12 protein-coding genes are annotated in these 13,439 nt (G+C 43.0%); 11 read left to right on the top strand and 1 reads right to left on the bottom strand.

Annotation, left to right across the window (positions count from 1 at the left end; translation table 11 throughout):
- Positions 1–113: 113 nt before the first annotated feature.
- The 8 genes from MKY66_RS18075 (at position 114) to MKY66_RS18040 (ending at position 10,011) form a co-directional block, all read left to right on the top strand.
- On the top strand, positions 114–1,202 hold the full coding sequence (locus MKY66_RS18075; protein WP_076210048.1) for an acyltransferase: 1,089 nt from the start codon (positions 114–116) through the stop codon (positions 1,200–1,202).
- Positions 1,203–1,369: 167 nt separating this feature from the next.
- Positions 1,370–1,930 (top strand): AAA family ATPase, encoded by a 561-nt coding sequence (locus MKY66_RS18070; RefSeq protein ID WP_076210049.1) that lies wholly within the window; start codon positions 1,370–1,372, stop codon positions 1,928–1,930.
- Positions 1,931–1,987: 57 nt separating this feature from the next.
- A complete protein-coding gene (locus tag MKY66_RS18065) occupies positions 1,988–2,287 on the top strand; it encodes a hypothetical protein (protein ID WP_076210050.1) in 300 nt (99 codons plus the stop codon).
- A 231-nt stretch (positions 2,288–2,518) separates the two neighbouring features.
- Entirely contained in the window at positions 2,519–3,358 is an 840-nt protein-coding gene (locus MKY66_RS18060) for a PRD domain-containing protein (protein ID WP_036613486.1), read from the top strand.
- Positions 3,359–3,525: 167 nt separating this feature from the next.
- Positions 3,526–5,463, top strand: a complete 1,938-nt coding sequence (locus MKY66_RS18055) for a beta-glucoside-specific PTS transporter subunit IIABC (RefSeq protein WP_076210051.1) — start codon at positions 3,526–3,528, stop codon at positions 5,461–5,463.
- A gap of 445 nt (positions 5,464–5,908) precedes the next feature.
- The gene (locus MKY66_RS18050; RefSeq protein ID WP_074095535.1) at positions 5,909–7,822 is read left to right on the top strand and encodes a beta-glucoside-specific PTS transporter subunit IIABC; all 1,914 of its coding nucleotides are present in this window, start codon (positions 5,909–5,911) and stop codon (positions 7,820–7,822) included.
- A 34-nt stretch (positions 7,823–7,856) separates the two neighbouring features.
- Entirely contained in the window at positions 7,857–9,299 is a 1,443-nt protein-coding gene (locus MKY66_RS18045) for a 6-phospho-beta-glucosidase (protein ID WP_076210052.1), read from the top strand.
- 313 nt (positions 9,300–9,612) lie between these two features.
- The gene (locus tag MKY66_RS18040) at positions 9,613–10,011 is read left to right on the top strand and encodes a RidA family protein (RefSeq protein WP_076210053.1); all 399 of its coding nucleotides are present in this window, start codon (positions 9,613–9,615) and stop codon (positions 10,009–10,011) included.
- A 119-nt stretch (positions 10,012–10,130) separates the two neighbouring features.
- On the opposite strand, the gene MKY66_RS18035 is transcribed toward MKY66_RS18040, so the two are convergent.
- The gene (locus tag MKY66_RS18035; protein WP_076210054.1) at positions 10,131–11,291 is read right to left on the bottom strand and encodes a S8 family peptidase; all 1,161 of its coding nucleotides are present in this window, start codon (positions 11,289–11,291) and stop codon (positions 10,131–10,133) included.
- Positions 11,292–11,512: 221 nt separating this feature from the next.
- Here MKY66_RS18035 and MKY66_RS18030 point away from each other — a divergent pair, with 221 nt between their 5' ends.
- The 3 genes from MKY66_RS18030 to MKY66_RS18020 all read left to right on the top strand — a co-directional run bounded on the left by MKY66_RS18030 (position 11,513) and on the right by MKY66_RS18020 (position 13,352).
- On the top strand, positions 11,513–12,034 hold the full coding sequence (locus MKY66_RS18030) for a GNAT family N-acetyltransferase (protein WP_083657006.1): 522 nt from the start codon (positions 11,513–11,515) through the stop codon (positions 12,032–12,034).
- 81 nt (positions 12,035–12,115) lie between these two features.
- A complete protein-coding gene (locus tag MKY66_RS18025) occupies positions 12,116–12,976 on the top strand; it encodes a Cof-type HAD-IIB family hydrolase (protein WP_076210055.1) in 861 nt (286 codons plus the stop codon).
- 193 nt (positions 12,977–13,169) lie between these two features.
- Positions 13,170–13,352 carry a YjfB family protein gene (locus MKY66_RS18020; protein WP_036613510.1) on the top strand — a complete coding sequence of 61 codons (183 nt, stop codon included), beginning with the start codon at positions 13,170–13,172 and terminating at the stop codon, positions 13,350–13,352.
- Positions 13,353–13,439 lie beyond the last annotated feature (87 nt).

Raw genomic sequence — 13,439 nt, 5'->3', positions numbered from 1 at the left:
AATAATATGGATTATGATTGTATTACCCTCGTGTGCTGATTAAAATGAAGCATAGAATCTGGATTGCGGCCGGAAACTATCATCCCATATCAGGCACAAGTGAGGTTATCTTTATGAATCAACCGGTTAATCGGCCCCGGCGAATTGAGTATCTGGATCTCTATCGTGCTTTTGCCATCATGGCAGTGGTAGCTATTCATGCAACTTCAACAGCAGTTGCGCATTACCCCAAGCATACATTAGATCATGATGTGTATTACTTCTGGAACACGTTTTTGCAATTTGCCGTTCCAGCGTTTCTGTTTCTGTCATCCCTGGTCTTGTTCTACAACTACAGCTCCAAGGTGAATGAGAAGGGTTGGATGCTCGCTTTTTATAAAAAGCGTTTATTTAATGTATTTGTACCTTATCTGGTGTGGTCCCTTATCTATTTTGCCATTAAACAGTTTCTTGCGGGCAAAGAACCTTTGACCCATAGTGTTCAATTTGCCAAACAATTAGTGATGGGAACCGCTCATACGCACTTGTACTTTTTTTTGATTATTCTTCAATTCTATATCGTTTTTCCATGGCTTCTGTCCCTTACACGCCATCGTTTGTTTAATCGGTACTTGCCATTATTCTTTATTGCGGGCCAAGCGATCTTCTATGCACTACATTTGCAGTTTCACTTCGAACGGACAGGAAGTTTGTTACCCAGTTATCTGATCGTGATTGGATTCGGCGCATGGGTTGGGTTGAACTTTGAGTGGGCATTGAACAAACTGTATACTCACCGTTATGTGCTCATAGCTGCGTTGTTAGGTGGAGGTGCCATTTTTATATATGGTAATGCTTATATCAAAACCGCTTTTGCTGCATACCCGGTTATTACCTATACCGTGCTGTTCCTGTTCCGTAATCTGTTTACCTTGTCAGCCTGCCTGCTCCTACTGATCTTTAGTGAACGAATCGGCACAGGAAAACATACCGAGGTTCGTAAAGCTACGCGTATTCTGGACTCCTTGGGTACAGTTGCATTCGGTGTATTTTTAATGCATCCACTTGTACTGCTCTTCTGGAGACGTGAATTCACAGATGAACTGGCTAGGCACTTCAGTGTTGGCATCATACTATCTTATGTTGCGGCGCTCCTGATCTCATGGATCTGCGCGATGGGGTTGCGCCGGATGAAGTGGGGATGGGTACTGATCGGACGTTAATTCAAAATAAATATATGTCATTTAAGATAAGAGATTTCAAGCCCTCACGCGTTGAGGGAATCACTTGAAACCTCTTTTTTATTTGCCCTAAAGAAGTTATTATAGAGTTTAATGTCCATAAAATTGAATTAATGGAATGTACACTACCTTGTCAGGAGTGATCGAAAATGAAATTAGTGATTATTTTTGGCCCACAGGCTGTAGGCAAGATGACGGTGGGGCAAGAACTGGAGAAGATAACAAAGCTTAAATTGTTTCATAACCACATGACCATTGAATTAGTGTCTCCTTTCTTCAGCTATGGCACACCACAAGGCAAAAGACTGGTGAGTCTGTTCCGGCAGGAGATTTTTGAAGAAGTGGCAAAGAGTGATTTGCCGGGTCTGATTTTTACATTTGTGTGGGCTTTGGACGCGGAGTCAGATGGTGAATACATCCGTAAGATCAGTGAGTTGTTTACATCTCAAGGGGGTCAGGTCTGTTATGTGGAACTGGAGGCCGATGCATCGGAAAGACTAGAGCGCAATAAAAGTCCGCATCGTCTGTTACATAAACCAACCAAGCGTGACATTGCGTGGTCTGAGCGAGATTTGCTAGATACGATGAAGCATTATCGATTGAATTCGGAACCGGGAGAAATCAAGCAAGAGCACTACATAAGGATTGATAACACACACAAGAGTCCGGATGAAGTGGCAAAGATAATTCAGGAACGATTTAATTTGTAATCTGAGAAACGTCTAACTTAGCAAAGTAGATGCTTTCTATGAGAGGGGCACTACATCATGTACTTTGTTTTATTTCTGCTCATAGGACTTGTTTTATGTTATCTGATCCCATTTGGTCCAATAGTGGCCGGGGGTATTATTTTTGCACTTGTTGTAGACCAATACCGTCAGACGATACATATGCGTGAAGATATCCGGGATATCAAAAATCATCTGGGCCTAATGAACAATAATGAGGCGAAAGAGTACGAGTTGGATAAAGAATATACGCAAGTTGATCAATTGAGTTCAGAAGAAATGAACATGATTAATCGAAGAATCGAAGCGGAACTGGAGAAAGACAGCAAAAAACAATAAACGGTGAATCGCTGTAAAATAATTCTTGATTTGCTCACTCCTGTGAGTATATTTACCTAGATCAGGAGTCATGCTAATTCGATATTAACTTTTTGTTGCACTGTGTAGAAATTTGTAATATTATGAGGGAAGCGCGTACAACATATCGGGTTGTAACTGTTGAATCAGGCAAAGCCGTATACCTTGAGAAAAGGGATTGGTTTGTCTTTTTCTGTATATTGGAGTGATAAAGTGAAAATCGAGAAGGTGCTGAACAATAATGCTGTAGTTGCAATGAATGACGAACAGGAAGTTATTATCATTGGCCGGGGGATTGCTTATCAGAAGCGGGCGGGTGATATGGTTTCCGAGCAGCATATCGACAAGATATTTACTTTACAGAATGAAGATATTCAGGAAAACTTCAAGGCATTAATCTCAAGCATTCCTCTGGAATACATGAAAGTATCCGAGGAAATCATCGCTTACGCCAAATTAAAACTTGGCAAGAAATTAAATGAGAGCATTTACTTACATCTCACAGACCATATTCACTTTGCCATTGAGCGGTATCGCAAGAATCTGCCCATACGCAACGGTTTAATCTGGGAGACAAAGCAGTTATACAAAGAGGAATATGAAGTCGGAATGGAAGCGCTCAATATGATCTGTGATCAGTTTGGTGTGATCTTGCCCGAGGACGAAGCCGGTTTTATGGCACTTCACTTTGTCAATGCAGCTTTGAACGAGGAAATGCCCAACATCAAGAGTATGACGCAGGTCATGCAGGAAATCTTGACAATCATCAAGTATCATTTCAAGATTGATTTTGATGAGAACTCACTGACATTTTATCGCTTTGTGACGCATTTGAAGTTTTTCGCCCAACGTTTGGTGAAGGGAAAACATTACAAGAGCAACAACGATGATGAACTGTTCCTGATGATTCAGAAAAAGTATCCAGCAGCGCACAAGTGCTCGGAGAAAATCAAGAAATTCATTGAAAGCAACTACACGTATCAACTAACTGACGAAGAATTGATGTACTTAACGATTCATATTGAGAGAGTTGTGAATGCAACTTCTGAATAATCCCATAGATCAGCTTGCAGGGTTGCAACCACTAGGGCAAAACCTGAACGCTTGAATGACAGAACATACCGTTAACCGGATGTTCCATACATTCAGATGTTCAGGTTTTTTTATTCTCTCCAATATGCTCCGAATCCGTGTCTAGCCAGAAAGGAAGAAAAGACTTCATGAAACACGAGCAATTAGCCAAAGACATTCTGTCTGGTGTTGGTGGTAAACAGAACATTAACAGCGTGGTGCACTGCGCGACCAGACTTCGTTTCAAATTAAAAAATGACAATAATGCCAAAACAGACGAACTCAAAAATCTGCCTGGAGTCATAACGGTAATGCAAAGCGGGGGACAATATCAGGTCGTTGTGGGTAACGAAGTGTCTGATGTGTATAAAGCCTTGTTACAAGTGGGTAATATGAATGCGGATGAACCGGTCTCAAGTGATGAGTCAGAATCTTCCGGTAAAAAAGAGAGTCTCTTGGGTCAGTTTATCGACTTGATCTCAGGTGTATTTACACCCATTCTCGGCTTGCTAGCTGCAACAGGGATGATCAAAGGTTTCCTGTCCATGTTCACTTCTCTCGAATGGCTGGACCCGGCTTCAGGAACATATCAATTGTTGAATGCTGCAGGAGACTGTCTATTCTACTTCTTCCCAATCTTCCTGGGTTACACAGCTATGAAAAAATTCGGTGGATCTCCATTCCTCGGGATGGCCATCGGAGCATCACTTGTATATCCGACCTTATCCGGTCTTAGTGGTGGGGAACCGCTCTATACGCTGTTTGCAGGCACATTGTTTGAATCACCGATTCATATCACGTTCCTGGGTATTCCCGTTATCTTGATGAGTTATTCCTCATCCGTCATTCCGATTATTATTGCTGCTTATTTTGGAGCAAAGGTAGAAGCGTTCTTCAAAAAGATCATTCCTTCTGTTGTGAGAACGTTCCTCACGCCATTCTTTACAATTCTGATTGTTGTACCTGTAACATTCCTCTTGATTGGTCCAATTGCGACATGGGCAAGTCAGCTGATTGGTGCCGGGGTATCGGGCATCTACGACTTGAGTCCGTTGGTAACCGGTATTGTTGTTGGTGGATTGTGGCAAGTATTGGTGATCTTCGGGTTACACTGGGGTATCGTACCAATTATGTTGCTCAATCTGTCCACACTGAAAGCAGACCCGATTCTGGCGATGATGTTTGCTGCTTCCTTTGCTCAGATTGGTGCCGTTCTTGGCGTTATGCTTAAAACGAAAAATACCAAACTCAAATCACTGGGTGTTCCTGCTTTTGTGTCCGGGATTTTTGGTGTAACTGAGCCTGCTATTTATGGCCTTACGTTGCCATTAAAAAAACCATTTATTATGAGTTGTATTGCTTCTGCAACGGCTGGTGGTATTATTGGCTTCGCAGGTTCCAAAATGTTTGTATTTGCTTCAGGAATCTTTGGTGTTCCAGCGCTGATTAGTCCCACAGAGGGGATCAACTATGAATTCTGGATGGCCATGATTGCCACTATCATTGCTTTTGTACTAGGCTTTGTTCTCGTTTATTTTGTAGGATTCAAAGATCCTGCTAATCCAGAGACTGCCAAACAGGCTCCAGAACCAGTAAAAGAAGAGAAGGCTACGCTTGAGCCTAATCCAAACAATCGCTACGAAATTGCCAGCCCGATGATGGGTGAGGTGGTTCCTTTGCAAGAAATTAATGATGCTACATTTGCTGGTGAACATATGGGTAAAGGGATTGCTATTCGTCCAACCAGTGGGAGAGTTGTATCCCCGATTAATGGTGTGGTACAGACGATATACCGTACCAAACATGCAATTGGTCTGGTAGATGATCAAGGTGTAGAGATTCTGATCCATATCGGTCAGGATACGGTACAGCTCAAAGGTCAACATTTCACTGCACATGTGAAAGATGGAGATCGTGTGAGTGTTGGCGATCTGATCGTTGAATTCGATCTGCAGGCCATTATTGAGGCGGGATATGAGACCGTAACACCGATTATTGTAACGAATACGGCTGATTATTTAGACGTGGTTGCTACAACAAGTCGTGAAGTGCATGAAAAGGATAAATTGGTTACGGTTATAGGTTAATTCTGCTTTAGTGCGTATTTTATTAATCTGAACATTAGCTATATAGAGACCACTTTGATGTTTTCGAAGTGGTCTCTTTTTTTCATTTTCGGTCACTCCAATGTATTTGTGAAATTAATAAAAATAAGTGTTGCAAACGTAGTTCAGATGTACTATGATGAGTTCAAGAAGTAAGCGCATACATCAATCGGATTGTAACTGTTCAATCAGGCAATGCCGACCATCCTCAGTTCAGAGGGTATGGAATGTAACTTACTCTCGTTATCCAAATAATTAAATACCAATGTGTACAGCCTTACAGGGTTGCAACCGTTAAGGGCAAAACCTGAATTGCTGAATAACACGACTGATTTCCGGACGATCCGGTATGTTGTGTATGTTCAGTGGTTCAGGTTTTATTTGTTTCAAAAGTCATGGGGAGTCTACTTAGAGAGGGAGAATTACAATGAGCAACTACGATCAATTAGCTAAGGACATTCTGTCACGTGTAGGTGGTCGCGAGAACGTAAACAGTGTATTCCATTGCGTAACAAGACTGCGGTTTAAACTGAAAGATGAAAGCGTAGCCAAAACGGAAGAACTTAAAAATCTGCCAGGTGTTATTACCGTCATGCAAAGTGGTGGACAATATCAAGTTGTTATCGGCAACGAAGTGCCGGATGTATATAAAGCAGTGGTTAAGGTAGGGAATTTCCCAAGTGAAGGACAAGTTGAAGAGGAAACGGATAACTCAGGCAAAAAAGTAGGGTTGTTCAGCCGATTTATCGATATGATCTCCGGTGTGTTCACTCCGTTACTAGGTTTGCTGGCTGCAACAGGTATGATCAAAGGTTTCACGGCCATGTTTTTATCCTTTGGATGGATTACAGACACTTCCGGAACGTACCAACTGTTGAATGCAACGGGTGATTGTCTGTTCTACTTCTTCCCGATCTTCCTGGGTTACACGGCAATCAAGAAATTTGGCGGTTCACCGTTCCTGGGTATGGCGATAGGTGCTTCATTAGTTTATCCTACGCTGTCCGGCCTGACTGCCGGAGATCCATTGTACACCCTGTTTGCGGGTACGTTAATTGAATCACCGATTCACATTACGTTCCTGGGTATTCCAGTTATTCTGATGAGTTATTCAACATCGGTTATTCCAATCATTATTGCTACATTCTTCGCTGTTAAAATTGAAAGATTCTTTAAAAATATTATTCCTAAAGTTGTTAGCACGTTCCTTGTTCCATTCTTTACTTTGCTCGTTATCGTTCCGGCAACATTCATTCTGATTGGTCCAGTATCCACTTGGGCAGGACAGTTGATTGGTGCAGGAGCAACAGGCATCTACGATTTAAGTCCGGTTGTTACAGGTTTGATTATCGGTGGTTTGTGGCAAGTGTTTGTACTGTTTGGGCTCCACTGGGGACTCGTGCCAGTCATGCTTCTTAACTTGAGTACTTCTGGGGCTGATCCAGTAATTGCGATGTCTTTCGCTGCATCCTTTGCCCAAATCGGTGCTGTACTTGCGGTTATACTGAAAACCAAAAATACGAAATTGAAATCTTTAGGTATTCCGGCCTTCATCTCTGGGATCTTCGGTGTAACCGAGCCAGCAATTTACGGTCTAACACTTCCACTGAAAAAACCGTTTATCATGAGCTGTATTGCAGGTGGTATCGGTGGTGGTATCTTGGGATTGGCCGGTTCAAAATTATACATCTTTGGTGGACTGGGTGTGTTCGGTTTCCCAAGCTTCATTAATAAGGCAACAGGCGTTGATTCCGGATTCTATATGGCTCTGGTTGCATGTGGTATCGCGTTCATACTTGGTTTTATTCTGACATACGTGGTTGGATTCAAAGACAAAGTGGAAGCTACACCAGCTCCAGCACCAGTACTTGATCCAAATCCGAACAGCAGATACGAAATTGTCAGCCCAATGGCTGGTGAAGTTGTTGCACTGAACGAAATTAATGACGTAACGTTTGCAGGTGAGCACATGGGTAAAGGGATTGCAATTCGTCCAACCAGTGGTAGAGTGGTATCTCCAATCACAGGTGTTGTTCAAACCGTATATCGTACCAAACACGCCATTGGTCTTGTAAGCGATGATGGTGTAGAGATGCTGATCCATATTGGACAGGATACGGTCAAGCTGAAAGGTCAACATTTTACAACCCATGTGAAAGATGGAGACCGTGTTAACGCAGGTGACCTGATTGTTGAGTTTGATCTGCAAGCCATTAAGGATGCAGGGTATGAGACGGTTACACCGATCATTGTTACTAATACTTCAAATTATCTGGACGTTGTAGGAACGAAAGATGCATCCGTTCATGAGAAAGATAAATTGATCACGGTATTAAGCTAATTGAAATTACAGATTGTTTAGGAGGAGCTCCTCTATGAATGAAAAGTTTACAGCCTTCCCGGAGAATTTTCTCTGGGGAGGAGCAACCGCAGCGAATCAATTGGAAGGTGCTTATCTGGAAGGTGGCAAAGGTTTAACAACGGTAGATCTGATTCCGATTGGTGCCAATCGATGGAATATCGCTCTGGGTAATCTGGATTCGTATGAGCCCAAAATAGGGGAATTCTATCCTTCACATGAAGCCATTGACTTCTATCATCGATATAAGGAAGATATTGCGTTATTTGCAGAAATGGGATTTAAGTGCCTCAGGCTTTCCGTAGCCTGGGCACGGATTTTCCCTAATGGTGATGAAGCGGAGCCAAACGAAGCAGGCTTGCAATTTTATGATGATGTCTTTGATGAGTTATTAAAATACAACATTGAACCTGTCGTGACGATCTGCCATTTCGATGTACCTGTACATCTGGTCGAGACTTACGGCGGCTGGAAGAATCGTAAGATGATTGGTTTCTTTGAGAAATATGCGACGACTTTATTCAATCGATACAAGAATAAAGTGAAATACTGGATGACGTTTAACGAGATCAACATGTTGCTGCATCTTCCGTATATTGGAGCGGGTATAGTTCTACAGGATGGTGAAAACAAAGATCAGGTTCTGTATCAGGCAGCACATCATGAATTGGTAGCGAGTGCACTTGCTGTTAAGGCTTGTCATGAGATCATTCCGGATGCACAGATTGGGTGTATGTTAGCCGCTGGAATGGTGTATCCATACAGCTCTAATCCGGATGATGTATGGAAAGCCATGGAGAAAGATCGCGAATCATTCTTCTTCATCGACGTTCAGTCGAAGGGAGCATATCCGGGTTATACAAAAAGATTTTTCAGAGAAAATGACATTTGGATTGACATGCAACCCGAAGACGCAGAGATCTTGATGCAGAACACGGTCGATTATATCGGTTTTAGCTATTACGCAAGCCGATGCACCAGTACAGACCCTGAGATTTTGAAAGATTCGACAGAAGGCAATGTATTTGGTTCGGTGAAGAACCCTTATCTGCAAGCTTCCGAGTGGGGGTGGACCATTGATCCTAAGGGGCTTCGGATTACGCTTAATCAACTGCATGACCGCTATGGCAAACCTTTGTTTATCGTAGAAAATGGACTTGGAGCAACCGATGTGTTGTTAGACAATGACTCCGTAGAAGATGACTATCGCATCGAATATTTGAATAGTCATTTTGCCGAGATGGCTGAAGCGATTCAAGACGGTGTAGAGCTCATAGGTTACACAAGCTGGGGACCGATTGACCTCGTCAGTGCGGGTACCGGAGAGATGAAGAAACGTTATGGCTATATCTATGTAGATAGAAATAATGATGGTACGGGCACACTTCGCAGAGTGAAAAAGAAGAGTTTTCACTGGTATAAAGATGTCATTGCGAGTAATGGCGCCCAATATTTCTGATACAAGGTGTCCGGCTCTATAGAATAAACAAAGAGCAGTCTCGTTATTACGGGATTGCTCTTTGTTTATGAGGGGATGAATTTGACCCTTGATGTGGCTTTCAGATATAATAAAGAAATGAAGAGAATCTTGTCACTTAAGAAAGGGGAGCATCCACTCATGAAGAAAAAATCACTTGCGTTTATATCTTCGGGATATGGATACTCCACTGCTGTCTTTTTCTAGAATCTATTCCAAGGGTGAAGTCTGCCCAAAATCGGAAGAAAACTAGGAAATAACGCAGAAAAATCTTAAGAATGATGAGGTAATCCAGATGAATATTGACAAAATTACTAGAACAAATCCAGAAAATATGCCAGCTCCTGTAGGTCAGTATACGCATATTACAAGAATCCCGAGAAATGCAGAGTTATTTGTGACTTCGGGTCAAATTGGAGCAGATCGTGATGGACTCTTTCCAGAGAGTCTGAATGAGCAAGTCACTAATACATTTAATAATATTAAAACAGTGCTCGAATCTGAGCGTTTAGATGCTGAACATATTATCAAAGTGAACGTCTGGGCAACCGAGAAAATCGATTGGGATTTCTTATACGCCGAGTGGGGACAATTATTTAGTACGGATTATCCTGCAATGACGATTGGATATATTACGGCGTTAGGTCTACCAGAGATTAAAATTGAAATAGAGCTTTGGGCAGCAAAAGTGTAACATCGAATACGTTTTAACCAAGCGAAGGAGCATCTCACTTACAGATGCCCCTTCGTTTTTTAATTTGTGAAAAATGGAAACGATATGCTTGTGTGCAATCATGAGCGATAGTAGGTGTATTATGGCACCTGCAAGCTCTGGTAAGCATTCAGTCGACCATATGTCCAGTAGATCCCGGAGCCTGATACCGGATCAGAAGCGAAACACAGTGCATCCCGAATCTGGGCATTTGTTTTCCCTTGTGCAGCGAGAAGTGCAGCCACTCCAGCCACATGAGGGGCAGCCATGGACGTCCCGCTAAGGTAGGCATAGGAACCTCCCAGGTATGTGGATAGAATGGTATCACCCGGTGCAGCCATATCGACCCAGGAACCATAGTTGGAGAAATTGGATTTGAGATCGGAGGGATTGGTTGAAGCGATGGCAATCACATTGGGATACGATGCGGGTACGATTGGGAATGAAGTGTTGTCGTTACCGGCTGCAGCAATAATCACAGCTCCTCGATCCCAAGCATACTGTACGGCAGCTTGAAGGAAAGCATTTCCCATCGGCCCACCAAGGCTCAGGTTAACAACCTGTACACCGTTATTGGCAGCAAAGACAAGCCCGTTACCGACATTACCTATCGTTCCTTGCCCGTTGTTATCCAGTACCCGGAGCGGAACGAGGGATGCGAGTGGTGCAGCGCCTGCGATGCCCACACCATTGTTGGTAACGGAGGCAGCGATCCCGGCTACATGGGTGCCATGGCCGTTCCCGTCCTCAGGAATGTTATCATAATCAACATAATCATAACCGGGGAGGAGCTTGGAGGCCAATTCTGGATGGTTCAACTGTACACCGGTATCAATAATGGCGATTTTGACAGAGCTGTTACTCTGAGTAATATCCCATGCAGCGGGTGCATTGATTTTGGACAGGTTATACTGATAAGGAAAGAAAGGGTCATTGGGAGTGAAGGATGCCTCAACGAGGTAATTCGGCTCTGCATGTTCAATAAGCTCATGATCTTTGTAATGTTTCAGCATCCGGTGCATTTTTTTGCGGGATTCCACACGGTACCATCCTAAATCTTCATAGGTCTCAGCGACCTTACATCTCCCTTTTTTGTGAAGGGTGTGCATCTCATCATCTGTTGTACCTTCCTTGAATTTGACTAAGAGCTGCTTGGGAGCATGAGGGTGAAACTTGCTCTCGGCACGTTGGTCCAGATAACGATACACGAACACTATTATTGCTAGCAAAATGAAACCAAAAACACCTAACCATAACCACATGAGTATTTCTCCCTCCAATAAGGATTGTGACACGCCTTATCGTATGCGAACTCTATCAGACTGCGTGGGCACTTTTTCAATTTGGTTAGTAGTGTAGATAGGTTGATAGGAAGGAGTAAGTTCGGTAAGATGAGATGAAGAGAGCCGATCTTGGCATGAACAAGCTTTAAAGAAGGGCCAAGAAGCAGCTCCTAATACAGAGGATAAGGAATGTGGATTTGTTGACACAACTTCAGGGTATACCGACAGTCACACCAGTTCAGTCACACCAGATTCATGATGCCATTGATTTTGCCATGCGTGTACGCAGAGAAGTGTTTCCGATGATGGATCATACGAAATTGCCTGTAGACTTCGAGCAGTTCAGAGAACATTATCTGGACTCCGATGGTTCGATCTTTCTTGTTGCAATGATGGGGGATGCGGGCATCGTCGGTTCTATTGGAATATTACCATATGATGGACGTATTGAAGCTGTGGATGGTCGATATGAAGCCCAGTCTGCTGCCGAAATAGTAAAATGTTATGTAGATCCCACGTATCGCAGATACGGCATTGGTTCGATGATGTTAAAGGAACTGGAGAAAGTGGTAAAGGATATGCACTATACGACACTGTATTTGCATACACATCGCTTCTTGCCAGGGGCCGTAGATTTCTGGAAACGCCAAGGGTTTACGGTTATTACTGAGCAGGATGATGACTGGCAAACCGTACATATGGACAAGTTGGCTTGTAAGTGACCTTTGGAATTTATTGAAGGAAATGCCTGTCGGTACTCGCTCGGTTAGACATAGACAACATACATAATGGGGGCTAGGCAGATGAACGAAACGAAGCGAAAGATTGTTTTTATTGATATTGATGGCACATTGGTTGACGATGATGGAAACATTCCGTTGTCAGCACAGAAGGCTTGTAAACAGGCGAGAGAGAACGGACATCTGCTCTATTTATGTACAGGCCGATCCAAAGCAGAAATTTATGATTCCATCTGGGATGTCGGATTCGATGGTCTGATTGGTGCAGGTGGGGGTTATGTGGAGTTTGGCAAGGACGTGTTATATCACAAAAGGGTAACAGCGGAAGATGTTCGACATATGGTCGATTTTTTCAATGAAAACGGCATTGACTTCTACCTTGAATCCAATTCGGCATTGTATGCGAGTAACAATCTTCAACCTCACCTGGAAAGCCGTATCTATGGCGATGTGGAGAATGACCCTGTAGCCAGAGAGAAGAAGGAGCTGAAACCGCACCCGTTTATTGCCGGATTAACGTATGGAGAGGCGGACCTGTACAAGGATGATGTGAACAAAGTATGTTTCTTGGAGAGCTCAGTCATCCCGTTTGAGCGGATCAAGCAAGAGTTTGAAGGAAAATTCGAAGTCATTCAGTGCACCGTGCCGATCTTTGGTGAAGGAAGTGGTGAGCTAATGATTCCTGGCATTCACAAAGCCATTGCGATCGCTGATCTTCTGGAGCATCTGGGCATGTCCCAAGAAGATACATTCGCCATCGGTGATGGCATGAATGATGCCGAGATGTTGGAATTTTGTAACATCGGAATTGCCATGGGTAATGCGAAGCCAGGTCTGAAAGCCATTGCAGATGATATTACTGGAACAGTCGAGGAAGATGGATTGTATCATAGTTTTGTGAAGTATGGATTGATTGAGGGGTAAGTAAAACTATACATGGGTTATATAAAGTGAAATGAAACAGGCAACTCCCGGATAGGGAATTGCCTGTTTGGCATGTGTTTATTTCATAACATATAAGTAGAGAGAGTTTTTTGATTTTTTCAACAAATCCTCTCTTCTAACCGATATATAATAAGTACATCTATGTAATCAGAAAGTGAAAGGAGTGCAGAACATGGATATTGCAGCATTATCAATGGCGATGAGCCAAGCTTCAGTAGTGCAATCAGCAAGTTTGCAAGTGATGTCGATTACAAAAGACATGGCACAACAGCAAGGCCAGCAGATGGCGGAAATGTTGAAGTCAATGCCTGCTCCTCACCCCAATCTGGGGAGAAGTCTCGATCTTTCGGTTTAGTTGAAATTACAGCATGTGTTCTTATGTAACACCCATTGCAGCAAGCAAAACCCAAACAGCTCCAATTCAAATGAATTGAAGCCGTTT

Origin of the sequence: Paenibacillus sp. FSL R5-0766, from assembly GCF_037971845.1 — a bacterium.
Classification (GTDB): Bacteria; Bacillota; Bacilli; order Paenibacillales; family Paenibacillaceae; genus Paenibacillus.
The sequence above is the reverse complement of the archived record's forward strand: the minus strand, read 5'-3'. Positions and strand labels throughout refer to the sequence as shown.

Excerpts from the sequence above, each read along its gene's own strand:
- MKY66_RS18075 (WP_076210048.1), top strand. The coding sequence starts at position 114 with ATGAATCAACCGGTTAATCGGCCCCGGCGAATTGAGTATCTGGATCTC.
- MKY66_RS18070 (WP_076210049.1), top strand. The coding sequence starts at position 1,370 with ATGAAATTAGTGATTATTTTTGGCCCACAGGCTGTAGGCAAGATGACG.
- MKY66_RS18065 (WP_076210050.1), top strand. The coding sequence starts at position 1,988 with ATGTACTTTGTTTTATTTCTGCTCATAGGACTTGTTTTATGTTATCTG.
- MKY66_RS18055 (WP_076210051.1), top strand. The coding sequence starts at position 3,526 with ATGAAACACGAGCAATTAGCCAAAGACATTCTGTCTGGTGTTGGTGGT.
- MKY66_RS18050 (WP_074095535.1), top strand. The coding sequence starts at position 5,909 with ATGAGCAACTACGATCAATTAGCTAAGGACATTCTGTCACGTGTAGGT.
- MKY66_RS18045 (WP_076210052.1), top strand. The coding sequence starts at position 7,857 with ATGAATGAAAAGTTTACAGCCTTCCCGGAGAATTTTCTCTGGGGAGGA.
- MKY66_RS18040 (WP_076210053.1), top strand. The coding sequence starts at position 9,613 with ATGAATATTGACAAAATTACTAGAACAAATCCAGAAAATATGCCAGCT.
- MKY66_RS18035 (WP_076210054.1), bottom strand. The coding sequence starts at position 11,291 with ATGTGGTTATGGTTAGGTGTTTTTGGTTTCATTTTGCTAGCAATAATA.
- MKY66_RS18025 (WP_076210055.1), top strand. The coding sequence starts at position 12,116 with ATGAACGAAACGAAGCGAAAGATTGTTTTTATTGATATTGATGGCACA.
- MKY66_RS18020 (WP_036613510.1), top strand. The coding sequence starts at position 13,170 with ATGGATATTGCAGCATTATCAATGGCGATGAGCCAAGCTTCAGTAGTG.